Annotated in this window: 23 protein-coding genes; 10 read left to right on the forward strand and 13 right to left on the reverse strand. The window is 72.3% G+C overall.

The window, feature by feature from the left end:
• Positions 1-26: 26 nt before the first annotated feature.
• Positions 27-878 carry a ketose-bisphosphate aldolase gene (locus tag ACFVYF_RS13790; protein ID WP_389455377.1) on the forward strand — a complete coding sequence of 284 codons (852 nt, stop codon included), beginning with the start codon at positions 27-29 and terminating at the stop codon, positions 876-878.
• 173 nt (positions 879-1,051) lie between these two features.
• Here the strand turns inward: ACFVYF_RS13790 and ACFVYF_RS13795 are convergent, their stop codons facing one another.
• Positions 1,052-2,194 (reverse strand): methyltransferase, encoded by a 1,143-nt coding sequence (locus ACFVYF_RS13795; RefSeq protein WP_389455379.1) that lies wholly within the window; start codon positions 2,192-2,194, stop codon positions 1,052-1,054.
• A 110-nt stretch (positions 2,195-2,304) separates the two neighbouring features.
• Between ACFVYF_RS13795 and ACFVYF_RS13800 the strand changes: the two genes are divergently transcribed.
• Together ACFVYF_RS13800 and ACFVYF_RS13805 are read left to right on the forward strand one after the other, a co-directional pair.
• Positions 2,305-2,955 (forward strand): alpha-ketoglutarate-dependent dioxygenase AlkB family protein, encoded by a 651-nt coding sequence (locus tag ACFVYF_RS13800; protein WP_389455381.1) that lies wholly within the window; start codon positions 2,305-2,307, stop codon positions 2,953-2,955.
• A gap of 49 nt (positions 2,956-3,004) precedes the next feature.
• Positions 3,005-4,246, forward strand: a complete 1,242-nt coding sequence (locus ACFVYF_RS13805) for an ROK family protein (RefSeq protein WP_389455383.1) — start codon at positions 3,005-3,007, stop codon at positions 4,244-4,246.
• On the opposite strand, the gene ACFVYF_RS13810 is transcribed toward ACFVYF_RS13805, so the two are convergent.
• The 3 genes from ACFVYF_RS13810 to ACFVYF_RS13820 form a co-directional block, all read right to left on the reverse strand.
• Entirely contained in the window at positions 4,243-5,151 is a 909-nt protein-coding gene (locus tag ACFVYF_RS13810) for a phosphotriesterase (protein WP_389455385.1), read from the reverse strand. The two genes, ACFVYF_RS13805 and ACFVYF_RS13810, sit on opposite strands and share 4 nt — an antisense overlap.
• Positions 5,148-5,732: a DUF4865 family protein gene (locus ACFVYF_RS13815; RefSeq protein ID WP_389455387.1), complete on the reverse strand. Its 585-nt coding sequence runs from the start codon at positions 5,730-5,732 to the stop codon at positions 5,148-5,150. Before ACFVYF_RS13815 ends, ACFVYF_RS13810 begins: the two co-directional genes overlap by 4 nt.
• 186 nt (positions 5,733-5,918) lie before the next feature.
• Positions 5,919-6,500, reverse strand: a complete 582-nt coding sequence (locus ACFVYF_RS13820; protein ID WP_389455389.1) for a TetR/AcrR family transcriptional regulator — start codon at positions 6,498-6,500, stop codon at positions 5,919-5,921.
• Positions 6,501-6,676: 176 nt separating this feature from the next.
• Between ACFVYF_RS13820 and ACFVYF_RS13825 the strand changes: the two genes are divergently transcribed.
• From ACFVYF_RS13825 to ACFVYF_RS13835, 3 genes are read left to right on the forward strand one after another with little or no spacing between them, the layout of a single operon-like run.
• Entirely contained in the window at positions 6,677-6,970 is a 294-nt protein-coding gene (locus tag ACFVYF_RS13825; RefSeq protein WP_389455391.1) for an SHOCT domain-containing protein, read from the forward strand.
• On the forward strand, positions 6,967-7,824 hold the full coding sequence (locus ACFVYF_RS13830; protein WP_389455393.1) for an ABC transporter ATP-binding protein: 858 nt from the start codon (positions 6,967-6,969) through the stop codon (positions 7,822-7,824). Before ACFVYF_RS13825 ends, ACFVYF_RS13830 begins: the two co-directional genes overlap by 4 nt.
• Positions 7,821-10,382 carry an FtsX-like permease family protein gene (locus ACFVYF_RS13835; RefSeq protein ID WP_389455395.1) on the forward strand — a complete coding sequence of 854 codons (2,562 nt, stop codon included), beginning with the start codon at positions 7,821-7,823 and terminating at the stop codon, positions 10,380-10,382. Before ACFVYF_RS13830 ends, ACFVYF_RS13835 begins: the two co-directional genes overlap by 4 nt.
• A 32-nt stretch (positions 10,383-10,414) precedes the next feature.
• Here the strand turns inward: ACFVYF_RS13835 and ACFVYF_RS13840 are convergent, their stop codons facing one another.
• Positions 10,415-10,933, reverse strand: coding sequence for an ATP-binding protein (locus ACFVYF_RS13840; RefSeq protein WP_389455397.1), 519 nt, complete (start codon positions 10,931-10,933; stop codon positions 10,415-10,417).
• A gap of 182 nt (positions 10,934-11,115) precedes the next feature.
• Positions 11,116-11,439, reverse strand: coding sequence for a hypothetical protein (locus ACFVYF_RS13845; protein ID WP_389455399.1), 324 nt, complete (start codon positions 11,437-11,439; stop codon positions 11,116-11,118).
• A gap of 332 nt (positions 11,440-11,771) precedes the next feature.
• Here ACFVYF_RS13845 and ACFVYF_RS13850 point away from each other — a divergent pair, with 332 nt between their 5' ends.
• A complete protein-coding gene (locus tag ACFVYF_RS13850) occupies positions 11,772-12,896 on the forward strand; it encodes a PLP-dependent cysteine synthase family protein (RefSeq protein WP_389455400.1) in 1,125 nt (374 codons plus the stop codon).
• Positions 12,897-12,944: 48 nt separating this feature from the next.
• Here the strand turns inward: ACFVYF_RS13850 and ACFVYF_RS13855 are convergent, their stop codons facing one another.
• Together ACFVYF_RS13855 and ACFVYF_RS13860 are read right to left on the reverse strand one after the other, a co-directional pair.
• A complete protein-coding gene (locus ACFVYF_RS13855) occupies positions 12,945-13,424 on the reverse strand; it encodes an SRPBCC family protein (RefSeq protein WP_389455402.1) in 480 nt (159 codons plus the stop codon).
• A 106-nt stretch (positions 13,425-13,530) separates the two neighbouring features.
• Positions 13,531-14,361: a DeoR/GlpR family DNA-binding transcription regulator gene (locus ACFVYF_RS13860; RefSeq protein ID WP_389455404.1), complete on the reverse strand. Its 831-nt coding sequence runs from the start codon at positions 14,359-14,361 to the stop codon at positions 13,531-13,533.
• 426 nt (positions 14,362-14,787) lie between these two features.
• On the opposite strand from ACFVYF_RS13860, the gene ACFVYF_RS13865 reads away from it, so the two are divergent.
• Positions 14,788-17,058: a hypothetical protein gene (locus ACFVYF_RS13865; protein ID WP_389455487.1), complete on the forward strand. Its 2,271-nt coding sequence runs from the start codon at positions 14,788-14,790 to the stop codon at positions 17,056-17,058.
• Here the strand turns inward: ACFVYF_RS13865 and ACFVYF_RS13870 are convergent.
• The 4 genes from ACFVYF_RS13870 to ACFVYF_RS13885 form a co-directional block, all read right to left on the reverse strand.
• Positions 17,028-19,460: a right-handed parallel beta-helix repeat-containing protein gene (locus tag ACFVYF_RS13870; RefSeq protein ID WP_389455406.1), complete on the reverse strand. Its 2,433-nt coding sequence runs from the start codon at positions 19,458-19,460 to the stop codon at positions 17,028-17,030. The genes ACFVYF_RS13865 and ACFVYF_RS13870 overlap by 31 nt on opposite strands.
• A 210-nt stretch (positions 19,461-19,670) precedes the next feature.
• The gene (locus ACFVYF_RS13875) at positions 19,671-20,276 is read right to left on the reverse strand and encodes a hypothetical protein (protein ID WP_389455408.1); all 606 of its coding nucleotides are present in this window, start codon (positions 20,274-20,276) and stop codon (positions 19,671-19,673) included.
• Between the two features lie 208 nt (positions 20,277-20,484).
• Positions 20,485-21,327, reverse strand: a complete 843-nt coding sequence (locus tag ACFVYF_RS13880; protein WP_389455409.1) for an MOSC domain-containing protein — start codon at positions 21,325-21,327, stop codon at positions 20,485-20,487.
• Positions 21,328-21,382: 55 nt separating this feature from the next.
• Positions 21,383-21,823 carry a DUF6643 family protein gene (locus ACFVYF_RS13885; RefSeq protein ID WP_389455410.1) on the reverse strand — a complete coding sequence of 147 codons (441 nt, stop codon included), beginning with the start codon at positions 21,821-21,823 and terminating at the stop codon, positions 21,383-21,385.
• Between the two features lie 315 nt (positions 21,824-22,138).
• On the opposite strand from ACFVYF_RS13885, the gene ACFVYF_RS13890 reads away from it, so the two are divergent.
• The gene (locus tag ACFVYF_RS13890; RefSeq protein ID WP_389455488.1) at positions 22,139-23,449 is read left to right on the forward strand and encodes a TerD family protein; all 1,311 of its coding nucleotides are present in this window, start codon (positions 22,139-22,141) and stop codon (positions 23,447-23,449) included.
• 4 nt (positions 23,450-23,453) lie between these two features.
• Here the strand turns inward: ACFVYF_RS13890 and ACFVYF_RS13895 are convergent, their stop codons facing one another.
• Complete coding sequence (locus ACFVYF_RS13895; protein ID WP_389455411.1) at positions 23,454-24,632, reverse strand: glycosyltransferase; 1,179 nt, start codon at positions 24,630-24,632, stop codon at positions 23,454-23,456.
• 58 nt (positions 24,633-24,690) lie between these two features.
• On the opposite strand from ACFVYF_RS13895, the gene ACFVYF_RS13900 reads away from it, so the two are divergent.
• The gene (locus ACFVYF_RS13900; RefSeq protein WP_389455412.1) at positions 24,691-25,476 is read left to right on the forward strand and encodes a glutamate racemase; all 786 of its coding nucleotides are present in this window, start codon (positions 24,691-24,693) and stop codon (positions 25,474-25,476) included.
• The last annotated feature ends 41 nt before the right edge of the window (positions 25,477-25,517 follow it).

Here is a 25,517-nt window from a genome sequence, read left to right on the forward strand (position 1 = left end):
CGACCACCCGCTGAAAAGGAGCAGTTGTGCCACTCGCAGCAACCGGTGAGCTCGTCGCCGCGGCCGTCGAGGCACGGTCGGCCGTGGCCGCGTTCAACATCATCACCCTGGAGCACGTCGAGGCCGTGATCGCCGGCGCGGAGTCGGTGCACTCGGCCGTCGTCCTCCAAGTCAGCGAGAACGCGGTGAAGTTCCGCTACGGACGGCTGCTGCCGCTGGCCCGCGCCGCGGCCGCCGCCGCCGAGCGTGCCGCGGTGCCCGTCGCGCTCCATCTCGACCACGTCCAGAGCGACGATCTGCTGCGGCAGGCGGCCGGGGCCGGGTTCAGCTCCGTGATGTACGACGCGGCACGGCTCCCGTACGAGGAGAATCTCGCCGCCACCCGCTCGGCCGCCGACTGGGCGCATGCCCAAGGCCTGTGGATCGAGGCCGAGTTGGGGCAGGTCGGCGGGAAGGGGGGCGAACCGGCGCTCGACGCGCACGCGCCCGGTGCCCGTACCGATCCCGCCGAGGCCCGCGCCTTCGTCGCCGACTCGGGCGTGGACGGTCTTGCCGTCGCGATCGGCAGCTCGCACGCGATGACCACCCGTACCGCCGCTCTCGACCACGAGCTGCTCAAGCGTCTGACCACGGCCCTGGACGTGCCGCTCGTCCTGCACGGCTCCTCCGGAGTGCCGGACGACGAACTGAAGGCGGCCGTCGCGGGCGGCATCGCCAAGGTCAACGTCGGTACCGCGCTGAACATCGCGATGACGGGCGCCATCCGCGAGTTCCTCGCCGCCCACCCCGAGGCCGTGGACTCACGCAAGTACCTCAGCGTGGGACGGGAGGCGATGGTGCGGACGGTCGCTCGTCTCATCGGCGTCCTGCGGGGCTGAACCGGTGCGGCCGGCGGCCGGTCCCGGACGCCGCCGCCCGCGTGGGCACCCCGGCGCCCACGGTCGACGCCACCGGCGCCACGGTGCTCAGGCGCCGCCGTTCTCCACCAGTCGCTCGAAGAAGAACTCGTGCCGCAGGGAACCCGGGGCCTCCCCGCGCGCCCTGCGCGGGACTACTTCCTGACGGCCTTGAGGAGCACGAATTTCGCGTCGCTCGCGACCAGTTCACTGTTGCCGAAGAGGCGGCGCAGCTTGAGGTGGTAGCCGAGGTGCCGGTTGCCGATCACCCACAGTTCCCCGCCGGGGCGCAGGGCGCGCCGAGCTCCCGCGAACATCCGCCAGGCGGTGGCGTCCGTCGTCGCCTGATGGGAATGGAAGGGCGGGTTGTTGAGTACGGTGTCGACGCTCGACTCCGGTACGCCGCTCAGGCCGTCGCCGACGAGAAACCGCGCCCGGCCCTTCGCGTTCGCCCCGTAGGTCGCCTCCGCGGAGGCCACCGCCTGGTAGGACTCGTCCACGAACAGCACCTCGGCCCCGGGAGCGGCCAGCGCGGCCGCCGTACCGACGACTCCGTTGCCGCATCCCAGGTCCACGATCCGCTCGGCGTCCCGGCTGTCCGGCATGTGCCGGAGCAGGAACCGGGTGCCGATGTCGAGACGGTCGGCGCAGAAGACGCCCGCGTGATTGACGACGGTCCGGCCCGACAACGGGCCGATGTCGTCCGGGAGTTCATAGCGGTACGGCCACGGATTGGTGCCCCGCTTGAGGTCCGGGTCCGGGGTGCAGAAGATCAGCCGGGCCTTCTGCTCGGCGAGCGAGGTGCGGGTCGGGCCGATGATCCGCTCGAACAGCCTCAGCGTCGAGGTGTGGATCTCCTTGACCATTCCGGTGCCCACGACGAGCGTCCCCTCGTGCACGGCGGGGGCGAGCCGGTGCAGCTGGTCCTCCAGCAGCGCGAGGCTCTTGGGGACGCGCACCAGCAGCACGTCGATCCGCTCGGGAGGCGGGTCCTGGGTGGTGAGGAGACGCACGGCGCTCTCCTCCACGCCGTTGCGCCGCAGGTTCGCCCGGGTCGCCTCGCGTGCCAGGTAGGAGTCGGTGATCTGCACCGGCCGGTGTGCCGACAGTGCCGTGACCAGGGAGCCCCACCGGTCGCCGACCACCACGACCGTGCCGTTCGGCGGAGTGTCGCTCGCCGCGAGGTGCCGCAGCAGATAGGCGTCGGACGCGTCCCAGGCGCGCAGCCGGTCGCGGGGGTCCTCGGGGAAACGGGCCAGCGCGTGCTCGCCCCAGGGTGTGGCCATACGGTCGTTCATCGTGGGTCAAGGCTAGCCGAGCCGCAGCTCAGGGCCCCTCCCGGTGGCCTGCGTGCGGACGAGCCGCAGCGCCCGGGGCGGCTGTCGGCCGATGCGTGATGATGGATGCCATGGACAGCGAGCTGTTTCCGCGCGAGCGGACGGAGGTCGCGCCGAGCGCGGTCCACGTGCCGGACTGGCTCGACGCCGGGGCCCAGCGGCAGCTCCTGGAGGCCTGCCGCGCCTGGTCCAGGCCGCCCGCCGGCCTGCGCACGGTCCGCACACCCGGCGGCGGCACCATGACCTCCCGCCAGGTCTGCCTGGGCCGGCACTGGTATCCGTACGGGTACGCGCGCACCGTGGTCGACGGCGACGGGTCGCCGGTGAAGCCCTTCCCCGGCTGGCTGGCCGACCTCGGCCGCGGCGCGGTGACGGACGCGCTCGGCCCCGAGGCCGTCGCGGCCGACGCGTACGACATCGCACTGATCAACTTCTACGACGCCGGCGCCCGGATGGGCATGCACCGCGACAGCGACGAGAAGTCGCCCGCCCCGGTGGTGTCGCTGAGCCTCGGCGACACCTGCGTCTTCCGGTTCGGGAACACCGAGTCGCGGGGCCGCCCGTACACGGACGTCGAGCTGCGCAGCGGGGACCTGTTCGTGTTCGGCGGGCCGTCCCGCCCGGCCTACCACGGGGTGCCGCGGGTGCACCCGGGCACGGCGCCGCCCGAGTTGGGGCTCACCGGCAGGCTGAACATCACCCTGCGAGTGAGTGGCTTGTAGACGGCACGGACGGACCGCCCGCCGACCGGATCATGGGAGACTCGCCCTCATGAACGGCAAGGCGGGCCCCCGGTCGGCGGGGGAAGGGAACACCCGGACGCGGCTGGACCGGGGGCGTGGTGCGCTCGGCCCCGCCCTGGAGCTCGTGCACACGGGACGTGCGCCGACCCGGGCCGTGCTCACCGCCGAGCTGGGGGTCACCCGGGCGACGGCCGGTGCGGTCGCCGCGGAGCTGGAGGCACTCGGGCTGATCCGGGTGGACGCGCGGCCCGGCGCGGCCGCGGGCTCCCAGGGGCGCCCCTCGCACCGGCTGGAGGTCGCCGAGGACGGTCCCGTCGTGCTGGCCGCGCAGGTGCACGCCGACGGGTTCCGCGCGGCGCTGGTCGGGCTCGGCGGCCGTATCGTCGCGACCGCGCCCGGCTGCGAGACGGTCGACGCCGACCCGGCGAAGGTGCTCGGCTCGGTGGTCGAGGCCGGAGCCGAACTGCTCGCGGCGACCGGACGGCGTTGCGTGGGCGCCGGACTCGCCGTGCCCTCGGCGGTCGCCGAACCCGAGGGCCTGGCCCTCAACCCGCTCCACCTCGCCTGGCCCGCCGGCGCGCCCGTCCGGGAGATCTTCGCCGAGCGCGTACGGGCCGCCGGGATCCGCCGGCCGGCCTTCGCGGCCAACGACGTCAACCTCGCCGCGCTCGCCGAGCACCGCCACGGCGCCGGCCGAGGCGCCCGTGATCTGCTCTGCGTGGCCACCGGGCACCGTGGCGTGGGCGGTGCGCTGGTGCTCGACGGGCGCCTGCACACGGGCAGTTCGGGCCTCGCGCTCGAAGTCGGCCACCTCACCGTCAACCCCGAGGGCCGCCCGTGCCACTGCGGCAGCCGGGGCTGCCTGGACGTCGAGGCGGACCCACTGGCGTTCCTCGACGCGGCCGGTCTCGCCCCGGGGCCCGAGGTGTCGCTGCTCCAGCAGGCCAACGACCTGATCGGCGGCCAGTACGCGGACCCGGCCGTCCGCACGGCCACCGAGGCCCTCATCGACCGGCTCGGCCTCGGCCTCGCCGGGCTGGTCAACATCCTCAACCCCGACCGCATCATCCTCGGCGGGCTGCACCGCACCCTGCTCGACGCCGACCCGGACCGCCTCCGCGCCGTCGTCGCCGACCGCAGCCTGTGGGGACAGAGCGGCGGCGTCCCGATCCTCGCCTGCACGCTGGACCACAACAGCCTGGTCGGAGCGGCCGAGCTGGCGTGGCAGCCGGTGCTCGACGACCCGCTGACGGCACTCGCCGAGGCCTAGGCCCACTCCACCGAGAAGGCCCGCCCAGGATTCTCGGTGAGGATCCGGTCCACCAGGGGCTTCCCCAGGGCGAGTTCGAGCCGGGGCCTGATCCGGCGCAGCAGATACGGCATCCCCGGGCCGCCGTTGACCGAGCGGGCCGCCGCGGTCGTCGTGTCACCTCCCAGGAGCAGCCGATGGCCGAAACCGGCGTCGGCGAGGGCCCGCACGCCGTCCGGCATCCGCCAGTCCGTGGCGTGGTTCGCGCGCGAGGGGCCGTCGAAGGCGAGGTAGGCGCCCGACTCGGCGGCCTGGCGCTGCACCACCGCGTCCGGTGAGCGGTTGAGGTGGCCGAGGATGACGCGGTGCGGCGGGACCCCCGACTCGCCGCACAGCAGGTCGAGTACGTCGAGCGCGCCCGTGCCCAGCTCCAGGTGGACGGCGATGGGGGCACCGGTGGCGTGGTGGGCCTCGGCCGCCGCGGTCATCGTCCAGCGGGCATGCGCGTCGAGGGCGTGGAACCCGCCGGCGACCTTGATCAGACCCGCCCTGACGCCCGACGTGCCGACACCCCGCGTCAGTTCGGAGACGAACACCTCGGCCAGCCTGCCGCGCAGCTCGGTGAGCAACTCCGGCGAGTAGTGCGCCGCTTGATGCAGCCCGGTCGCGGCGACGATGTGCACCCCGGTGTCACGGGAGAGCAGCGGCAGATCCGCGACCCGCCGGCCCAGCCCGTACGGCGTCCACTGCACCACGCCGCTGCCGCCCTGCTCCCGGAACGCGGCCAGCTCGGCCCGCGCCGCCGCCGCGTCGCACAGTTCCTCCCCGGGCAGCCGGGGACTGCTGAAGAAGACGTGGTCGTGCGCGTCGCACACCCCCAGGCGGTCGGGGGGTATGTCCCCCAGGACCGTGCGGACCGTGCTCACCACTGCCGCCCCCGCGGCAGCCGGTCGCGCCCTGGCTGCGACATGTGCAGCACCTGGAACACCTCGCCCGGCGCCTCCGGCGCGTCATGGTCCCAGAGCGAGAAGTGCACCAGCTCCCAGTTGTGCGTGTCGACCGCGGCGGCCGCGCAGACCGCGCCGTCCGCCGCGGCGAGCACCTCGGTCTCGTGCACCGCTTCCTCCATCACCTCGGACAGCTGCGCTCCCTCGGCGACGGACTGCCGCCGGCGCACCGCGACCCTGGCCCGGTGACCGGCGGCCCCTCCCTCCTCGTACGAGAGGCCCGTCCAGTTCAGCACCGGGGGCCGGCCGAAGTCGTTGACGATCCCCTGGAAACCGCCGCCCCAGAGAAAGGAGTTCATGCCTTCGGAGGTGTTCCACAGGTAGAAGGGCCCGTACTGGTTGACCGGCGAGCCGTCGACTCCGCGCTCACGCATCAGATACGTCTTGAAGCCGAGCCCGTCCCAGTGGTCGAGGAGGTGTCCGATCCGGGACACCCGGCCGCGGATGATGTCCATGTCGTAGTCCGCGGGGAAGGTCAGCTCGTACTGCATGGCCTGCATCGTTGCCTCCGGGAGGGCAGGTGGGGCGGGAGCGGCCGGCTCGTAAAGCCGTACCGCGCCCGTGAAGTGCTCGTCTGGTCCCCACCCGGTATCCGTGCCGCGCCCGTGACGTGCTGGGCCGGCCCCCGCCCGGTGTCCGCACGCTTCCTCGTGATGTGCATGCGCACGTGCATGGCGTGAACTCCCTCAGCGGAGCGGGGCGAGCAGCGCGAGCAGCCCGCGGACCCCGGTGTCGAAGGCGGCGGGTGAGCCGGACGCGCGGGCCAGGACATAGCCGCCCTGGACGGTCGCGACGATGGTCGCGGCGATCTCCTCCGCGTCCAGCGAAGGCGCGAACTGCCCTTGTTCCTGGCCCTCTTCGACTATTCCGGCCAGACGCTCCCGCAGCCGGTCGAGCATCTCGTCGACGGGGGCGCGCAGCTCCTCGCTCGCGATCACGTCCGGGTCCATCGTCAGCCGCCCGACCGGACAGCCGCGCAGCACATCGCGCTCACGCAGCAGATAGGCCGCGATGCGCTCGTACGGCGTCCCGGGGGAGTTCAGTACGCCCTCGGCAGTAGCCCACAGCTCCTCGGCGGTCCGGCGGATCGCGGCCAGCGCCAGCTCGGGCTTGCCCGTGAAGTGGTGGTACATGCTGCCCTGCCCGGCGCCCGCGTGCCGCTGGATCGCCTTGGGGCTGGTGCCCACATAGCCGCGCTCCCACAGCAGCTCGCGGGTGGACTCGACCAGCCGGTCCGCGGTGCTCGTGCTCATGATCCGACTGTACATACCAGTAGGTACAGCCGTCGAGGCAGGCGGGGCGGCGCGCCGGAGAGCAGCCGGGGAGGCCCCGCGTACTCCCGGGGAGGTACCCGTACTGCCGCTGGCCGTACGACGACCCGGACCCCCTCCCGGAGCGAGGCTCGACCCATCACGAAGGAAACGCACCGAGGAGATGAGTCGAGATGCAGACCCTGGCGAACTGGGACGGCGGGCCCGGCCCGTGGATCCTGTTCTTCCCGCTGATCTGGGCGGTCGTCGTGATCGGCGTCGTGACGGTGCTGCGCCGCACCGTCTGGCGTGGCCGCCGCGGACCGTGGCGCGCCATGGACGGCGACAACCGCCCCACAGGCGACTCGCCGCTCGCCGTCCTCGGCCGGCGCTTCGCCTCCGGCGAGATCGACGAGGACGAGTACTGGCGGCGGCTCTCCGTCCTGGACGAGCAGTTCGGGCGCACGGGCAAGGGAGGACCGGCGTGAACACCGGACTCGGCGGCACCACCGCGACCGCCACCCGTCATGCCGCGCGGGTCGCCGACGCCGTCAAGGTGTCCGGCTCCGGCGACACGGCCGTGCGGGCCCTGGACGGGGTGAGCGTCGGGTTTCCCACCGGACGCTTCACCGCGATCATGGGGCCCTCGGGCTCCGGCAAATCCACCCTGATGCACTGCGCGGCAGGCCTGGACACCCTCAGCTCCGGGGCCGCGTACATCGGCGGCACCGAACTGAGCACGCTCGACGACCGCCGCCTCACCCTGCTGCGCCGCGACCGCATCGGCTTCGTGTTCCAGGCCTTCAACCTGGTCCCGACACTGACCGTCGCCGAGAACATCACACTGCCGAGGGACCTCGCCGGCGGCCGGGCCGACGACTCGTCCCGTGAGTGGATCGAGGCGCTCATCGACGTCGTCGGGCTGCGCGACCGGCTGTACCACCGTCCGGCGGAACTCTCCGGGGGCCAGCAGCAACGCGTCGCCGTGGCAAGGGCGTTCGCCGGCCGGCCGGACGTGGTCTTCGCCGACGAACCGACGGGCAACCTCGACTCGCGCTCCGGCGAGGAGGTGCTGAACCTGCTCGGCCGGGCGGTGCGCCGGATGGACCGCACGGTCGTCATGGTCACGCACGACCCGGTCGCGGCCGCACACGCCGACGAGGTGGTCTTCCTCGCCGACGGACGCCTGGTCGACCGGATGGAGGCTCCGACGGCGGACAAGGTCCTGGACCGTATGAAGGCCTTCGACGGCGCCGAGTCGGGTGCCCGCGCGGACCGCGGACGCGACCTCGACCGCATGGCCGGCGCCGGTGGCCCCCAGGGCAAGGGAGCACCGTCATGAACGCCTCCGTCCGCATCAGCGTGGCGTCCCTGCGCGCCCACAAACGGCGCTTCGCGGGTACGTTCCTCGCGGTCTTCCTCGGTGTCGCCTTCCTGGCGGGCACGCTCGTCATGGGCGACACCCTGCGCGCGGGCTTCGACACGATGTTCGGCAACGCGGCCGGCGGCACCGGCGCCGTCGTGCGCAGCGCCGACACCATCACCACGCCCGGGGAGAGCCAGGGCGTACGGCAGCCGGTGGCCACGGATCTGGTGACGGCCATCGAGAAGACGCCCGGTGTCGCGGCCGCCGTGCCCAGCATCCAGGGCGCCGGGCAGCTCGTCGGCGCGAACGGCAAGCCGATCGGCGGCCAGGGCCCGCCCACCCTCGCCGGCAACTGGATCGACGACCCGGAGCTCAACGCGTACCGCCTCGCCGACGGCCGCGCTCCGTCGAAGAGCGGTGAAGTGGTCGTCAACCGGGGTGCCGCGGAGAAGGGCGACCTGAGGATCGGGGACACCACGACCCTGCGCACGCCCGACCCCGTCAAGGTGACGATCGTGGGCCTCGCGACCTTCGGCGGCGAGGACGGCATGGCCCAGGTGACCTTCACCGGGATGACGCGGGCCGACGCCGAGAAGTACCTGACCGCCAAGCCGGGCGAGGCCGCGAGCATCCAGGTGCGGGCCGGGCCCGGCATCGGTCAGCAGGAGCTCGTCGACCGGCTGGCATCCGTACTGCCCAAGGGAGTTGAGGCGATCACCGGCCAGGAGTCGGCGCAGGAGAACACCGACATGATCTCCAGCCAGTTCCTGACGCTCTTCACCACCTTCCTCCTCGTCTTCTCCGGCATCGCGCTGCTCGTCGCGACCTTCTCGATCCACAACACCTTCGCGATCGTCGTCGCCCAGCGCACCCGCGAGAACGCTCTGCTGCGCGCGCTCGGCGCCTCACGCCGGCAGATCACCGTCGCTACGCTGGCCGAGGCGAGCGTCGTCGCCGTCGCGGCCTCGGCGGCGGGCCTGGCGGGCGGGATCGGTGTCGCCGCCGGACTGCAGGCGCTCTTCCCGGCCATCGGATTCCCCTTCCCCGACGGCAACTTGGTGATCAGCGCCCTGTCCATGGCGCTGCCGCTCGCGGTGGGCATCCTCGTCTGCCTCGGCTCCGCGCTGCTGCCCGCCGTACGCGCCGGACGCATCGCACCGCTGGCCGCCCTGCGCGAGACGGCAGTCGACCAGTCCGGAGCCTCCCGCGCCCGTGCCGTCATCGGCTCCGGCCTCGCCGCCCTGGCCGTCGGGCTGACGCTCGTCGGCGTCCTGGCCTCGCCGTCCCTGTGGCTCGCCGGAATCGGTGCGGTCCTGGCCCTGGCCGCCTTCGTGGTCCTTGGACCCGTCGCGTCGAGCACGGCCGTACGGGTCATCGGCGTCCCGCTCGACAGGTTGCGCGGTGTCACCGGGGGCCTCGCCCGGCGCAACGCGCTGCGCAGCCCCAAGCGGACCGCCGCCACCGCGAGCGCGCTGATGATCGGAGTCGCCGTCGTCTCGCTGTTCACGGTGTTCGGCGCCTCCCTGAAGGCCACCATGGACCAGACGGTCTCCCGGTCCTTCGCGGGCGACGTCGCCGTCAGCACCCCGTCGTTCGGCGCGGGCGGCAGCGGACTCAGCCCCGCGCTGGCCCCCGCGATCGCCCGCCAGTCCACCGTCGAGAACGCCGTCGGCCTCGGCCGCGGAGTCGCCGAAGTCGACGGCAGGGGACGCGCGCTGACCGTCACGGACCCGGCCGGCCTCGCCAAGGCCTTCGACCTCGGCCAGGTGCGCGGCTCGATGGACTCCCTCGGCACCGACGGCATCGCCATCACCCCGAAGGAGGCCGACAAGCAGGGCCTGACGACCGGCGACAAAGCGCGGCTCGCCTTCACCGACGGCAAGAAGGAGACCTTCACCGTCCGCGCGGTCTACGGTCAGTCGGAACTCGCCGGGGACTACGTCATCACTCGCGCCGTCTGGGCGCCGCATCGCACCCAGGACTCTGACACCCTGATCGCCGTCTCCTTCAAGGACGGCGTGAGTGCGGCCGAGGGCAAGGAGGCGGTGCGGAAGGTGGCGGCGGCCTACGGCAATCCCGAGGTGCAGACCCGCGACGAGTACGCGCAGTCCTCGGCCGCCGGCATCGACATGATGCTGACCCTGGTCTACGCGCTGCTCGCGCTCGCGGTGCTCATCGCGCTCCTCGGCATCGCCAACACCCTGACCCTCGCCCTGCACGAGCGCACCCGTGAACTCGGCCTGCTGCGGGCCGTCGGGCAGACCAGGGCGCAGCTGCGCGCCATGGTCCGCTGGGAGTCGGTCCTGGTCGCCGCCTTCGGCACGACGGGCGGGCTCGTGCTCGGCGGCTTCCTCGGCTGGGTCCTGGTGAAGGCTTCGGACGGCGTTTCCGACAGCGCCTTCGCCTTCGCGGTACCGCCCGTACAGCTCCTTGTAGTGGTGCTGGTGGGACTCGCGGCCGGCGCACTCGCGGGGCTGCGCCCGGCCCGGCGGGCGGCACGCCTGGACGTGCTGCGCGCCATCGCCACCGACTGACCCGTCCGCATGCGGCGGAGGTCACCGCCCGGTCAGCCGACAACGGCGGACCGGGCGGGAGCGTGTTCGGGCCTGCGCCCATCGGCCCCGAACCTGCGGGCGGGTGCCTCGCGGGAGGTGCCGTAGGGCGGACGGGTCGGCGGAGCGAGTGCCGCGGAGGACGCCGGAAGGGTGAACCACACGACCTTGCCCGACTCTCCGTTCGGCCGCACGCCCCAGCTCTCGCTCATCGCGGCGACCATGGCCAGGCCGCGTCCGCAGGTGGCGAAGGGTTCCGCCTTCTCCACCACGGGCAGACGCGGGTCGTTGTCGTGCACCGAGACCGTGAGCCGGTCGAGCAGGAGCTCGATCTCCACGGTGCACGTCTTGTCGGGCTCGGCGTGCCGGTGAACGTTGGTCAGGAGTTCGGTCACACCGAGCGCTGCCCGGTCTATCAAGGGGTCCAGATGCCAGTAGCGCAACTGCGCAGATACGATTCTGCGGACCTGGCCGATCCGCGACGGCAGGGCTTGGAGCTCCACCGTGCAATGCCTGCTTGGCTGGCTGATCACGGCTGCGACTCCCCGAATTGAGGTCCGGAAGAAGACGGAGATCGGATCCAGCGGGTGGCTGCGTGAAACGACCGCCTGCTGTAGTGGCCGGCGGGCTGGTTCGCAGCGTTATCGCCGGTAAACCCAGAGTGATGTGAGAACAGCGTGACTCAGGGGGTGCGGTCCTGCAACTCGCGGCGCATTCAGCCGGTGCGGCCCGCCGCCTTGTCCACCGCCTCGATGAACCGGCGCGCCGAGGGCGGCCCCGGCTTTCCCGGCGCGGGGTCGTGCTCTCCGAGGGTGAGCAGATAACGGGTGCCGTTGACGTCGGCCGACGCCTGGTCGTCATGGGCGAACCAGGGCTTCGACGCACGCACCGCCTGGACCGGCGCGCTGTCGATCTCGCTGCCGTAACTGGTGAGCAACTCCAGCCTGCCATCGCTGATCCGGACCTGTCCGGCCCGGGTGAGCGAGCGCAGCCTTTTTCCGATCTGCACGCCCGTGGCCGTGAACTCCGGCTCCGCCATGGTGCCCCGCCCCCTTGTGCGTTGCGGCTGTCGCTCCGTCATGGTCCCGCAGGGGCCGCGATCCAGTGAAACATCCCCACTTCGGACCCCTGCCCGTGCGGTGCAGTCTGCCCGCACCCGGCGTCGAGCACCAGTGCGCATGAGATAGCTCCCGGGGGCGGCGGGAGCACTCGCCGGGATGCGCCCCCAGGGCCGCCCGAGCTCTCCCCCAGGGGTGCCTTTGGGCTGCTCAAAGGAGTGTTTATGCAGGTGAGAAGCGTGCGGAAGGTGCTTATGATCGAGGTGTCCGACCCTGCGAACCGGCGTCGGCGCGATGTGTGAGGAGCCCCGCCGTGAGCACGCCCCAAGAGACCCGAACCGGCCAGACACTCGACGTCGACCACACCGACGCGGACTACCGCAGCTGGCTCAAAGAAGCGGTACGCAAGGTCCAGGCCGACGCCAACCGTTCGGCCGACACACATCTCTTGCGCTTCCCGCTGCCCGAACAGTGGGGCATCGACCTGTACCTGAAGGACGAGTCGACGCACCCGACCGGCAGCCTCAAGCACCGGCTGGCCCGTTCCCTGTTCCTCTACGGTCTCTGCAACGGCTGGATCCGGCCCGGTCGCCCCGTCATCGAGGCGTCCAGCGGCTCGACGGCCGTCTCCGAGGCCTACTTCGCGAAGCTCATCGGCGTGCCGTTCATCGCGGTCATGCCGCGTACGACAAGCGCCGAGAAGTGCCGGCTGATCGAGTTCCACGGCGGCCGATGTCATTTCGTGGACGACCCCCGCAGGATGTACGAGGAGTCCGCCGCCCTCGCGGTGGAGACCGGCGGCCACTACATGGACCAGTTCACCTACGCCGAGCGGGCCACGGACTGGCGCGGAAACAACAACATCGCCGAATCCATCTTCCGCCAGCTGGAGTTGGAGCGCTTCCCCGAGCCGGTGTGGGTGGTCGCCACGGCCGGCACCGGCGGCACCTCGGCGACCATCGCGCGGTACGTGCACTACATGCAGCACGACACCCGCATCTGTGTCGCCGACCCGGAGAACTCGTGCTTCTTCGAGGGATGGACGACCGGCGATCCGGCCGTCACGACCGACTGCGGCTCGCGCATCGAGGGCATCGGCCGCCCGCGCATGGAGCCCAGCTTCGTGCCCGGTGCCATCGACCGGATGATGAAGGTCCCGGACGCCGCCAGCGTGGCCGCCGTACGGGCCCTGGAGCGGGGGATCGGCCGCAAGGCGGGCGGTTCGACCGGCACCGGCCTGTGGAGCGCGCTGAAGATCGTGGCCGAGATGGTGGCGGAGGGGCGGACGGGGAGCGTGGTGACGCTGCTGTGCGACCCCGGGGACCGCTATCTCGACAAGTACTACTCGGACGCGTGGCTGGCCGAGCAGGGCCTGGACATCGCGCCCTACACGGCGGCGATCGAGTCACTGCTGCGGACCGGCGTCTGGCCGGAGTGAAATGACGCGGCCGGCCACCTGACCGCGTACCGGGTTGGAGAACCCGGTTCAGGCGTGCGTCGCCGCCAGGCGCCGGTCCAGGGCCGTGACCGCGCCGCGGAAGGCCCGGCCGAGCCCCGCCCGTCCCAGGGTCAGGGCGAGCCGGAAGGGCGCGCCCCCGTCGGCGGCGAAGGTCCACTGCACGCGCGTGCCCGTGCCGTCGGGCGTCAGCCGCCACTCCTCCAGGAGCGCGTGCGCCCCGGGAGCGTTCGTCACGTCGACCCGGTACGCGTACACCTCGGGTGCGTCGGCCGCGAGGACGGTCTCCTGGAAGCGCGTGCCGCCCTTGAGCCGGATCTCGCGCCCCGTGCCGTCCGCGGTGGGCCGGGCGAATCTGACCGCCGAGAACCACTCCGTCCAGCCGGGCACGTCCTCCGCCAGCGCGCGGAACACGGCCTCGGGAGGTGCGGCCATCTCGCGTGCGAACACCAGGCGCAGCGGAGCGGTCTCGGCGAAGTCGAGTCCGACTGGGCGCAGACGGCGTGCCATGGACGAAACCCCCTTGCGGGACGGATCCCGGGCGGAACCGAACGGTGACCGGTGCCGCACCGCGCCGTCGGGCGGCGCGGGCAGCGTCACCATAGCTGGCGGTCCGTCAGATGTCTGTAGCGTCCGCGGGCTCGCCCGCCACCACCAGGCGCGTCAGATGCTCCGAGATCTCCGTACGCGCCTCGGTGGGCAGCCCGGCGTCGGTGACCAGCGTGTCGACCTGATCCAGTGCGGCGAACGAACTCAGGCCGACCGTGCCCCACTTGGTGTGGTCGGCGACCACGATGACTCGCCGCGCGGACTGCACAAGACGCCGGTTGGTCTCGGCCTCCGCCAGGTTCGGCGTCGACAGACCCGCCTCGACCGATATTCCGTGCACACCGAGGAACAGCACGTCGAAGTGGAGCGCCGCGATCGCCTGGTCGGCCACCGGACCCACCAGCGAGTCGGAGGGGGTGCGCACCCCGCCCGTCAGGACCACCGTGGCCGCGCCCTGGCGCTGGCCCGCGACGCGCTGCGCGGAGTGGAATACGTCGGCGACCCGCACCGAGTTGGTGACCACGGTCAGGTCCGGCACGTCGAGCAGCTGATGAGCGAGCGCGTACGTCGTCGTACCGCCGGAGAGCGCGATCGCCGTGCCCGGCGCGACCAGCTCGGCCGCGGCCCGCGCGATGTCCTCCTTGGCGGACAGCTCAAGCCCCGACTTGGCCTCGAAGCCCGGCTCGTGCGTACTCGCCTCGACCACCGGGACCGCGCCGCCGTGCACCTTCTCGACCACGCCCTGCCGGGAGAGGGCGTCGAGGTCGCGGCGGACCGTCATGTCGGAGACGCCGAGCTTCCGGGTCAGTTCGTTGACCCGGACCCCGCCGCGGCGCCGCACCTCATCGAGGATCAGGGCGCGCCGCTGCTCCGCGAGGAGGTTCTGATTCTCGCTCACGTCCGCTCCGGTTCCTTTCGCCTCAGCACGTCCGACCCGCCGTCCGAACCCGCTCCCACAAGGACATTCTCCCCCTCGGAGGTCCGCAGGACGACCCATCCTTGCACGGCCGTGCGACAGCTGCGCCACTGCCCGCACACAGGCCGCATCGGTTGATGTCACACGTATGGGGGAGATTCCGTGGCCACAGGTGTGAGCCGCCTCCCGAGCGGAGATCCTGAGCCTGCACATGACACACGCCAGCGCGTAGCACGGGGGATGTGCAGAACAGTGGAGCGTCCACGGGAACATGCGTCGTCAGGGGAGCGCGGCGACTCCCTCCAGACCCCGACGGGGGAGCACGCCGGCTCCTTACCGCGGCCCGCGGTGGCCGAGACCGCCCTCGAACTCCTGGTCCACGGCGTCGGCGGCACCACACCCCAGGACATGCTCGACGACCCGCGCACGGTGCGGATCACCGGCGACGAGACAGCGGCCGTCTACCGCCGCATCGACGACGCCGATGCCGACGCACACCCCGCCGGCCATCAGGCTCAGCCCGTCCGCGAGGCCTACGTCTGGTGCAACCTCACCTCCGGCAACAGCGCCCGGGCTCTGTGGCTGTTGCTGCTGCCGTTCATGGTGGTCAACCTCGCCCACTGGATGCGCCCCATGGCACGCGGCCGGAAGCGGACGGTAAGGCTGTACGGGCTGCTGGTGCGGCTCACCGGCCTCACACTGACCGTGCTCCTGGTCGCCGCCGCCTGCGAGGTGGCTCTCGACCTGACCGCCTGGCAGTGCGCGGGCACGCGCGGGTGCGCCGAGGACCACTCCTGGCTCGGTTTCCTCTCGCCGGCCGTCTCCGACGACGGGTGGTGGAGCCTGCCGGGCCGCCGCCTTGCCCTCGCGGGCCTGGTACCGGCCGCCGTCACGGGCCTGCTCTGGTACCTGTCCCACCGCACCTGGAGCGCGTACGAGTCCCAGCAGCCCATGTCCCGCCGCGCCGAGCCCGACGAGGAGACCGGGCGCACCGGTCTCGGGCGGCCCGGGTTCTGGTACGGGCGCCGGCTGGTGGCCCGGCTGCGCGCCGCGCACACCGCGGCGGGGTTCCTGACCGTCGCGGCGGCGGTCGGCACCTCGGCGGCCCGCTACGACCGGCGGCCCGGCGGGTCCGACCTGCTGGACCTCCTGGGACGGCTTCTGGAGGTGACTCTGGTGGCCGGCGCCCTCGTCGTGGTCTGGGTGGTCTGCCGGAGGGGCCGCAGCGAGCACCGCCTCGACCGGCAGCTGGACGAGCACCTCATCCGCCGGCTGCCCGTCGGCTCGATCCTCCTGCTCGTCCTCACGATGGTGTACGCGGGGTGGTCGCGGGCCGGCTGGCAGTCGACGGGGCGGCTGCCGGGCGACACGACGTTCGGCGCCCTCGCTCTCGTCCAGGGCCTGCTCGTCATCGCCCTCACCGTGGTCGCCCACGCCCTGTACCGCACGCACCCCGACACCCGTACCGCGATGCGCGGTCTGGCCGGACCCGCCGTCGCGATGCTGGCCTGCGCGCTGGGCGGCGTGATGTCCGGAGGCGTGGCCCAGCGCGTCGCCGACTGGCTGGACGGCACCAGGGACGCGCTGGTGAGTCCGCCGGTGCTGCTGACCTGGCAGGCGTCCGTCATCCCGCCCGTGCTGCTCGTCGTCCTCGTCCTGGTCGGCCGGCTGGCCTGGCGCACCCGGCGGCTGCGGCGCGCCGAGATGGAATCGGTCGAGTTCGACTACCGGGGCGAGCCCAAGGACACGGCACGCTCCCGCCGTATCGCGGGCACCCGCGCGCGTGCCTCCCTGACCGACCGAGCGCCCCGGATCGTGGGCATCACGTCCGCGGCGACGCTGTTCCTCGGCGCGATGGCCCTGGTGGGCGCCGCGACCACCGACAAGGCACCGGGGGAGGCCGCGGAGGGCTCGTACGCCTTCGTCGAGGGCGCCGCCCAGACCGCGCAGGCGCTCGGGTCCTGGCTGATCGGACTCGGCTTCATACTGTTCGTCACCTGGGGCCGCCGTGCTTACAAGGACGCCGCCGCGCGGCGCACCATCGGCATCCTCTGGGACGTCGGCACGTTCTGGCCCCGCGCCGCCCACCCCTTCGCGCCCCCGTGCTACGCCGAGCGGGCCGTCCCCGACCTCACCTGGCGCATGGCGACCTGGACCCGCGCCACCGGCGGCCGGCTCGTCATCTCCGGGCACTCCCAGGGCAGTGTGCTCGCGGCCGCGGCGGCCTGGCAGCTGAAGCCCTCGGTCCGCAAGCGCGTCGCCCTGCTCACCTACGGCTCGCCGCTGGAGCGCCTGTACGGGCGGTGGTTCCCGGCCCACTTCGGTCCCGCCGCCCTCACCTCCCTGCACCGCGAGGTCGCCTGCTGGCGCAATCTGTACCGCCGCACGGACCCCATCGGCGGCCCGATGCGGCTGCCCGGGGACTGTGGCCCCCAGGTCGACCGCGCGCCCCTGAAGGACCCGCTCGCCTACGGCCGCACCGAGCAGCACCCGCTGCCCGCGCCGATCCTCGGACACAGCGACTACCAGGCGGATCCGGCGTTCGCGCAGGAGCGGGAGTGGCTGCTCGCGCGGCTCAGACCGGAGGTGCCGGCACCGCGGGGGCGGGAGGCCGCAGCGCCCCCGCACGCGGGGCAGGCCGATGACCCTCAGGACGGCTCGGGCAGGTCCTCCGGGTAGAGCAGGGTCAGATCGTCCTTGCTCGGCTCGTCGAGCTGGGCGACCCGCCCGGCGTGCCGCTCCACCATCGCCTCGAAGGTCTGCCGTGCCGTGCGGCCGTTGCCGAACGCCGGTCCCTTCGGGATCGCCGTGAAGTACTTCAGCAGTGCCTCGGGCGCGCCCGGCGCCAGCCGGTACTCGTGCTCCTCGGCCTGCTGTTCCACGATCCGCAGCAGTTCATCGGGGTCGTAATCGCTGAAGGTGATGGTCCGTGAGAAACGGGACGCCACACCCGGGTTGACCGAAAGGAACCGCTCCATCTCGGCCGTATAGCCCGCGACGATCACTACGACGGCCTCGCGGTGATCCTCCATCAGCTTCACCAGCGTGTCGATCGCCTCGCGCCCGAAGTCGCGTCCCGAGTCCTCCGGCGACAGCGCGTACGCCTCGTCGATGAACAGCACACCGCCGCGCGCCCGGTCGAAGGCCTCCTGGGTGCGGATCGCGGTGGAGCCGATGTGCTCGCCCACCAGGTCCACGCGCGAGACCTCGACGAGGTGGCCCTTCTCCAGCACGCCGAGCGAGGCCAGGATCTCGCCGTACAGCCGGGCGACGGTCGTCTTGCCGGTGCCCGGGGAGCCGGTGAAGACCAGATGGCGCCGGGCGGAGGCCGCCTTGAGGCCCGCCTCCTGCCGGCGGCGGCCCACTTCGATCATGTCGGTGAGCGCGCGGACCTCGCGCTTGACGCTCTCCAGGCCCACCAGCGTGTCGAGTTCACCGAGGACGGCCTTCGACGGGCGGGCGGGCTGCTCCGGGCCCTCGGCCGGTGCGGCGAGCGGCTGCTGCTCGGTGGTGCGCTGGCCCGGGATGGCACCGAGAAGACCGGGCCGGCCCGCGGTTTCCACGGCCGTCTCGTGCGCCGGGGACCGCAGGCCCGCACTCTCGTCGCTCGTGCAGTCCTCGACCAACGGGCCTCCGCCCGACGTGCCCGGGCCACCCTCCGCGAACTCGTACCCACCCCGCGCGCACCGCTCCGTGCGGCACTTCTTCAGCGTCGTACGGCAGCCGTCGATCACATGGAACCCGTAGCCACCGCTGCCCGTGACCCGGCAGTTGTGGAAGCTGCCCCGGCCACCGGCGGACACGTAGAAGCCCGCCTCCGCGGGTGAGTCCACCGTGCAGCGCTCGAGGGTGGGGTCCGCGCCCTTGGTGACGATCACGCCGGTCTGGGTGCCGTCCACGGTGCAGCCGGACAGGGTGCCGCCGCTGCCGTGGTCGCGGAACCAGACGCCCGTCGCCGCGTCCCGGATCCGGCAGTCGTCGAGCTGCGCGGTGGCGCCGTCGCTGACCGACACGGCCGTGTTGCGCACCTGCGACAGGTCGCTGTCGACGACGTCCGCCCGGGAGCCGCGGTCGAGGACGAAGAGGGCGTCCGGCACGTCGTGCACCCGGCACGAGTCGAGGACGACGGTGGCGCCGTCGCTGACCCACACCGCGGGATAGTCGCCCGTACTGTCGAAGATCTCGCACTGATTGGCGTCCACGCGCGTGCCCGGGTCCCACACGGACAGGCCGTTGCGGCCGAACTGGCGCACCGTGGTGCGCGTCAGCGTGAGCACCGAGCGCGAACGGAGGTCGACCGCGTTCTCGGGGATGTCGTGGATGCGGCAGTCGGCGAGGGTGAGGACGGCGTCCGTGTCGAGCGTGATGCCGTCCGCGGTCGTCCGGTGCACATCGCAGTCGGTGAGATGCGCCGTGGCCCGCCCGGTGACCTGTACGCCCGAGCCCTTGACCTCGTACACCTCGCAACCGACCGCCTCCAGGGACGAGTTCTCCCCGGTCGCCGACAGGCCCGCGCCCGAGGCATGGTGCACCCGGCAGCGCTCAAGGCGCGGATGGGCACCCCCGCGTACGACGACTCCCGACTGGCCGGCCGCGACGACCTCGCACTCCTCGAACACCCCACCGCCGCCGTCGAGTACGGCGATGCCGACGCCGGCGGGATTGTCGACCGTGCACCGCCGGACCGTCGGGCGGGCGCCGCCGCGCACTTCGATCCCGGCCGCGGACCGCGTGACGATCCGCAGGTCCAGCAGTTCCGGTGTGCCCTCCTCGACGAGCACTGCGGGGGCGGCCGCGTCCTGGCCCTCCACGTGCAGGTCCTGGACCACCGCCGAGGCGCAGACGGTGAGCGGCACCCCGTCGATCGGCGCGATGCGCACCGAGCCGGGCGAGCCCTCCGGGCCGCGCAGCGTCACTGCCCGCTGGACGACGAGGTTCTCCCGGTAGGTGCCGGGGGCGACCGTGAGGACGTCGCCTTCGCCCGCGGCCTCCAGAGCGGCGGCGAGCGATGCGTACTCACCTGTACGGCGCCGCCACCGCGACGTGCCGGTGTGCGTCACCTGGACCGTGCCCTGTGCCATGGCGCTGCTGTGCCCCCACCTAGTCGTACGCGGGTCCTGAGTGGTCGACCGCATCATCTCGCAGATCCGACCTCGCGGACGGGGATCCGATCTTGTCGAGGACCGATCTTGCCGAAGACCGAGGACGACCTCTCACGAAGGTGCCGAACAGTTCGGCCGGTCCACCGTAGCGTGCGCGGGGGCGGCGGGTTGACCGGAGCGGAAAGGCCGTCAGCTGCCGGTGCCGGTCCTGCCCCAGTCCGGACCGGCCTTCTCCCACGCCTGGTCCCAACGGGCGTACCGGCGGCGGACCATGCGCCAGACGACGAGCCGCCTGGCGCCCTCCACGAGTCCCACGGCCGCGGCGGCCGCGCCGAGTCCGGCCAGCACGGCGTGCGTTGTCGCGGTGGCGGCGTCCAGCGGGCGGTTGAGCATACGGCCGTGCCGGTCGGTCCAGAGGGCGAAGTGGTCGCCGGGATGCGGGTTCTTGAGGCCGGCCAGGACCGAGCCGCGCTGCGCGGTGCCGTCCGGCGCGGTCCAGTTCGCCAGGACGCGATGGTGCGTGTCGCGGGCCGAAGAGGTCTCCGGGTCGGGGTCGAGGGGGGAGCGGTCCAGTTTTCTGATCACGGTGGCCGTCACCTCGTGGCCGGCGTGGAGCTGATCACGCACGGACTCCTGCAGTGCGCTGTGCGCGGCGCTGCCCACGACGACGCCCACCAGGGGGACGGCAACAAGGATCAGCACGATGGCGGCCAGCGCCATCCAGGCCTCGACCAGATCCGTCGTCCGGCGCAGTGGATTGTGTCGCCAGCGCCAGAGTCCGCCGATAGCTCGCACCGTCCGCACCCCCTTCCGCCTCCGTGATAACCCGGCCGGCAGCCGTCCACGCGTGAGCCGGGAGAAGAGAGAGGGAAATCACCCGACGATCTTTCGTTCCGGCGCGGAAACTGCTCACGCCGTGTGAACGGCCGTACTCGCTAACCGGGTTCCCCGTACACACGCCTCGGACGCGGATCTTTGCCATGGCGACCAGAATTTGGCGCAACTATTCCAGGATCTTGACCGGATCGCCGATCCTGACCGTGCCCACGGACTCCGGGACCAGGTTCTGCCCGAAGACGAGCTGGTCGCCGAAGCGGCGGTGGCGGGCGAGGGTGCGCAGCGGTTCCTTGCCGCGCTCGGCGGTGCCCTGGTCCGTGGTCGTCACGACGCAGCGCCCGCACATCTTGGCGACCCGGAAGGTGACTTCGCCGATCGCGATGCGCGCCCAGTCGTCCTCGTCCCAGGCGGCCGTGCCGTCGAGGACGACATTCGGCCGGAAGCGATTCATGGGCAGCGGACCCTCGTCGGCATGATCGCCTTGTGCGACCAGGGAATTGAGGGCGTCCAGTGACGCGCGCGTGGTGAGCAGCAGGGGATACCCGTCGGCGAGGCTGACGGTCTCGCCCGGGAACGAGTGCGGCGCGTCGTCGATGGGGCGCCGGATGGCCGGGGCGTCGAGATGGACGAGGCCCAGCTGCTTACCGCCGAGCTCTTTGCCGAGGAACGAGCTGAACCACGTGCCCGCGGACGCGTCGGCGGGCACCGTCTCGAACTTGTGGCTTGCCCATTTCACGGTGGTCGTGGGGCCGGGCTCGGGCACCTCGACGGTCAGCGGGTCGGCGCCGGGTCCGGACAGCCGAATGCCGCCGCCGGGCAACGGCTCGGCGGCGGCCAATGCGAGGCGCGCGTACTGGCGTTGGGTGACGACCTTGCCCGCCTCGTCGATCACTGCCCAGCGCCGGTCGCCGGCCAGCCCCCAAGGCTCCACCACGGCTTCGCAGGGCGCGAGGGCCCGCAGTGCTTTGACCGGGTGGACATGAATGGCGTGCAGCGCTGGGTTCGACATGAGGCAATGGTGCCAGCAGGCACCGACAGCCTCCGCTCCGCAGGATCAGGACGCGTCAGTAGCCGCGGTACTGCTGGCCGTTGTTGTACGGGTCCTGATAAGGAGCCGGGCCGGGACGCGGAGCGGCGGGGCGCATCGCCTCGTAGCCCGTTCCGGTCGACATCGGGCGGGGCTGCTGGGCCTGGGGGCCCGGGTAGCCACGGGGGCCCGCCGGCTGCTGCGGGATGTAGGCGGCGGGAGCCTGCTGGAGCGGGGCGGGCTGCTGCGCCTGCGGATAGCCGTAGACGGGGGCGTGCTGGGACGGTCCGGCCGGCAGCGCGGGGAGAGCCGACGGCAGGGCGGGCAGATGGCTGCCCGTGTCGTACGCGGAGGGGACCCGGATCGGGGCGATCTGAGGGGTGCCCCGTTCGGCGACGAGGGAGTCGTAGATCGGGGTGTCCGGGAAGGACGGCGCGGAGTAGTAACCGCCGCCATAGGTGGAGCGGGGGGAGGTCATGGCACATAAGTTAAGCCCACGATGTGCTGGTTGGGGAGACCGATAAGAGGGTTGTTTTCCGTGTCGGCAGTGACGTGGGATCCCCAATGCGAGCGAACTCGGCAAAAAAGGGCACCGGATGGCGTTCAGATCGTGTAAAGGCCGAGTTCCTGGCGGGTTACCGTCGGTTGGCCGCCGATCTTCCGCTCCCGATCATGGGCGTTCGTGGCCTGGAGTAATAGGTTTGGCGGAAAGGGATCCGGCGTGCCCGGCGGATCACTGGAGCTGCCCGAGGCATGGCTCGGTGCGAAGACGGTTATGGGGGCGTACATGTCAATGCCTAAGGGGTCGAATGTTCCTGTGCCGACTGCCGCCTTGCGCGTCGAAGTCGGCTGGCGTTCCGGGCCTGGCGTTCCCGACGCCGACGCGTCGGCGCTGCTGCTGGTCTCCGGCAAGGTGCGCTCGGACGGCGACTTCGTCTTCTACAACCAGCCGGCCCACTCCTCCGGCGCGGTGCGCCACGAGGGCAAGCGGGACAGCGGCGGCCAGGTGACCGACACCCTGATCGCCGACCTCGCGCGCGTGGAGCCCACGATCGAGACCATCGTGCTGGCCGCCTCCGCCGACGGCGGTACGTTCGGCCAGGTACCGGGGCTGTACATTCGCGTGCTCGACGCGCAGGGCACCGAGATCGCCCGCTTCGACAGCGCCGCGACCGTCGAGACCGCCTTCGTCCTCGGGGAGTTCTACCGCCGTCAGGGCGCCTGGAAGTTCCGTGCCGTCGGGCAGGGCTACAGCAGCGGGCTCGCAGGACTGGCCACGGACTACGGGATCACGGTGGACGAGCCGCAGCGGACGGCGTCGCCCGCCGGACCCCCGCCCGGGCCCGGCACCCGCGTCGCCGGTCCGCCCCCGGCGGCGCCGCCCGTGACCGTGCCGCCGCCCGGGATGGCTCCCCCTCCCGCCCCTCCCGCTCCTCCCGCTCCTCCTGCGGCACCGCCGGCCCCCGTCCGCCTCACCAAGGTCACGCTCACCAAGGAGTCCCCGTCGGTCTCGCTGAGCAAGCAGGGCGGCACCGGCGGTGCCATGCGGGTGAACCTCAACTGGGAGGTGCGCAAGCAGTTCTCGGGGTGGGGCAGCAAGCGCGGCCGGGCCGTCGCCATGCACGCGGACCTCGACCTCGACCTGTGCGCCCTGTACGAGCTGTCCGACGGCCGCAAAGGAGTGGTCCAGGCGCTCGGCAACGCCTTCGGATCGCTGCACCAGCCGCCGTACATCCATCTCGACGGCGACGACCGAACCGGCGCGACGGCGAGCGGCGAGAACCTCTCCGTGAATCTCGACCACAAGCAGAGCTTCCGGCGCATCCTCATCTTCGTGACCATCTACGAAGGCGCGCGCTCCTTCGCCGACCTGCACGCCACGGTCACCCTCCAGCCGTTGAACGGCGCGCCGATCGACTTCTCGCTCGACGAGTGCACGGTGCCCTCGACGGTCTGCGCCCTCGCGCTCATCACGAACAACGGCGGCGACCTCGTCGTCCAGCGCGAAGCCCGCTATCTGATCCCCGAGCGCGGTGTCAGCCCGCAGCGCACCGTCGACTACGCCTACGGCTGGGGCATGAACTGGACCCCCGGCAGGAAATGAACGGTCAACGCTCGTCGAGGACCGCGGTGTCCGGGCGCGCGTAGGTGCGGCCCTTCCAGGCCGCACCGCGTCCCCTGTAGTGCTGCACCGCGGAATCGACCGTCATGAGGAGATACAGAAACGCGGTGACCGGCAGCAGCGGAGCGAGCCACAGCGCCAGGCGGTAGTAGCGCAGCATCGGCAGATACGTCGCCGTCATCACCAGCCAGGCGAGGCCACCGGCCGTCGCGAGGGCCGCATCGCCCGCGGCCAGGCCCGCCAGGAGGGCGACGGGCGGCACCAGATAGACCAGAGCCAGACCCAGGACGGTGCCGAGAAGCAGCAGCGGATTGTGCCGCAGCTGGGCGTACGCACTGCGGGAGACCATGCGCCACAGGTCGTGCAGCCGCGGATACGGACGCACGCTGTCCACACGCTCGGCGAGCCCCAGCCAGATGTGACCCCCACTGCCCTTGACCGCCCGCGCGAGGGCCACGTCGTCGATGACGGCGTGCCGGATCGCGTCCGGGATCAGCGCCCGCTCGGCGGCGTCCGCGCGCAGCAGCACGCAGCCGCCCGCCGCTGCCGCCGTCCGCGACCCCCGCACACCGATGCGGCGGAAGGGGTACAGCTGGGCGAAGAAGTAGACAAAGGCGGGTACGACCAGCCGCTCCCACACGCTCTCCACGCGCAGCCGCGCCATCTGGGAGACCAGGTCGAAGCCACCGGTGCGCGCCGCCGCCACCAACTCCCGCAGGCTGTCGGGCGCGTGCGCGATGTCGGCGTCCGTCAGGAGCAGATACTCGGGGCCACGCGTGCGTGCCAGACCGATTCCGTGCCGTACGGCCCACAGCTTGCCCGTCCACCCGGTGGGCGGCTCACCGGGGGAGCCGACCGTGAGCGGCAGGCCCCCGTGCCGGCGCGCCAGCTCACGGGCCAGTTCACCCGTGCCGTCCGTACTGCCGTCGTCCACCAGGAAGACCTCGGCCCGCCCCGGATAGTCCTGGGCCAGCAGCGACGGCAGACTCTCGGACAGGACGGACGCCTCGTCCCGGGCCGGTACGACCACGCAGACGGACGGCCAGTCGTCCGGGTCCCGGCGCGACGGCAACCGCACGTCCGTACGCCAGAAGAAGCCCTGGCCGAGCAGCAGCCACAGCCAGGCGGCCAGCGATCCGACAGCGATCCACACAACGGCGCTCACCCGCCGCAGTCTGCCCCACCCCTGCGGCCCCCAGGGGCCGATCGTCTATGGTGACCGGGTGAAGATCGCGCTCATGGACTCCGGAATCGGCCTGCTCGCCGCGACCGCCGCCGTACGCAGACTGCGGCCCGACGCCGATCTCATCCTCTCCTCGGACCCCGCGAGCGTGCCCTGGGGACCGCGCACGCCCGAGGACGTGACAGCACGCTCTCTCGCCATCGCCGAGGCGGCCGCGCGGTACGGACCCGACGCGCTGATCGTCGCCTGCAACACCGCCTCCGTGCACGCCCTGCCCGCGCTGCGCGCCCGCCTGGAGCCCGGCGTGCCGGTGATCGGCACGGTTCCCGCCATCAAGCCCGCCGCAGCCGGGGGCGGCCCCTTCGCGATCTGGGCCACACCGGCCACCACCGGCAGCCCCTACCAGCGGGGCCTCATCCGTGAGTTCGCCGACGGAGCGACCGTCACCGAGGTGCCCTGCCCCGGCCTCGCCGACGCCGTGGAGCACGCCGACCAGGCGGCCATCGACGCCGCGATCGCCGCGGCCGCCGCGCGCACGCCCGACGATGTAAGGGCCGTTGTCCTGGGCTGCACCCATTACGAGCTGGTCGCCGAGCGCATCCGCGAGGCCGTGCAGCAGCCGGGCCGTCCGCCGCTCGTCCTGCATGGGTCGGCGGGTGCGGTGGCCGCCCAGGCGCTGCGCCGTATCGGTGAACTCCCGGCTCCGGAGGCACCGGCCGGCGGCTCCCTCACGGTGCTGCTCGGAGGACAGGAGTCCGGGTTGCCCGCACCCGCGCTGGCCTACGAGGAAGGCATGCTCCTGCAGGCGGTCAGCCCCGCCAGGTGACCCTGCGTGACCGCCCGCGTCTCCCGGTGCGCCTGCCGTCC

This window comes from Streptomyces sp. NPDC058274, assembly GCF_042881375.1.
In the GTDB taxonomy this organism is placed as follows: domain Bacteria; phylum Actinomycetota; class Actinomycetes; order Streptomycetales; family Streptomycetaceae; genus Streptomyces.

Excerpts from the sequence above, each read along its gene's own strand:
- ACFVYF_RS13795 (WP_389455379.1), bottom strand. The coding sequence starts at position 2,194 with ATGAACGACCGTATGGCCACACCCTGGGGCGAGCACGCGCTGGCCCGT.
- ACFVYF_RS13800 (WP_389455381.1), top strand. The coding sequence starts at position 2,305 with ATGGACAGCGAGCTGTTTCCGCGCGAGCGGACGGAGGTCGCGCCGAGC.
- ACFVYF_RS13805 (WP_389455383.1), top strand. The coding sequence starts at position 3,005 with ATGAACGGCAAGGCGGGCCCCCGGTCGGCGGGGGAAGGGAACACCCGG.
- ACFVYF_RS13815 (WP_389455387.1), bottom strand. The coding sequence starts at position 5,732 with ATGCAGGCCATGCAGTACGAGCTGACCTTCCCCGCGGACTACGACATG.
- ACFVYF_RS13820 (WP_389455389.1), bottom strand. The coding sequence starts at position 6,500 with ATGTACAGTCGGATCATGAGCACGAGCACCGCGGACCGGCTGGTCGAG.
- ACFVYF_RS13825 (WP_389455391.1), top strand. The coding sequence starts at position 6,677 with ATGCAGACCCTGGCGAACTGGGACGGCGGGCCCGGCCCGTGGATCCTG.
- ACFVYF_RS13835 (WP_389455395.1), top strand. The coding sequence starts at position 7,821 with ATGAACGCCTCCGTCCGCATCAGCGTGGCGTCCCTGCGCGCCCACAAA.
- ACFVYF_RS13845 (WP_389455399.1), bottom strand. The coding sequence starts at position 11,439 with ATGGCGGAGCCGGAGTTCACGGCCACGGGCGTGCAGATCGGAAAAAGG.
- ACFVYF_RS13855 (WP_389455402.1), bottom strand. The coding sequence starts at position 13,424 with ATGGCACGCCGTCTGCGCCCAGTCGGACTCGACTTCGCCGAGACCGCT.
- ACFVYF_RS13865 (WP_389455487.1), top strand. The coding sequence starts at position 14,788 with ATGCTCGACGACCCGCGCACGGTGCGGATCACCGGCGACGAGACAGCG.
- ACFVYF_RS13870 (WP_389455406.1), bottom strand. The coding sequence starts at position 19,460 with ATGGCACAGGGCACGGTCCAGGTGACGCACACCGGCACGTCGCGGTGG.
- ACFVYF_RS13880 (WP_389455409.1), bottom strand. The coding sequence starts at position 21,327 with ATGTCGAACCCAGCGCTGCACGCCATTCATGTCCACCCGGTCAAAGCA.
- ACFVYF_RS13885 (WP_389455410.1), bottom strand. The coding sequence starts at position 21,823 with ATGACCTCCCCCCGCTCCACCTATGGCGGCGGTTACTACTCCGCGCCG.
- ACFVYF_RS13890 (WP_389455488.1), top strand. The coding sequence starts at position 22,139 with ATGCCTAAGGGGTCGAATGTTCCTGTGCCGACTGCCGCCTTGCGCGTC.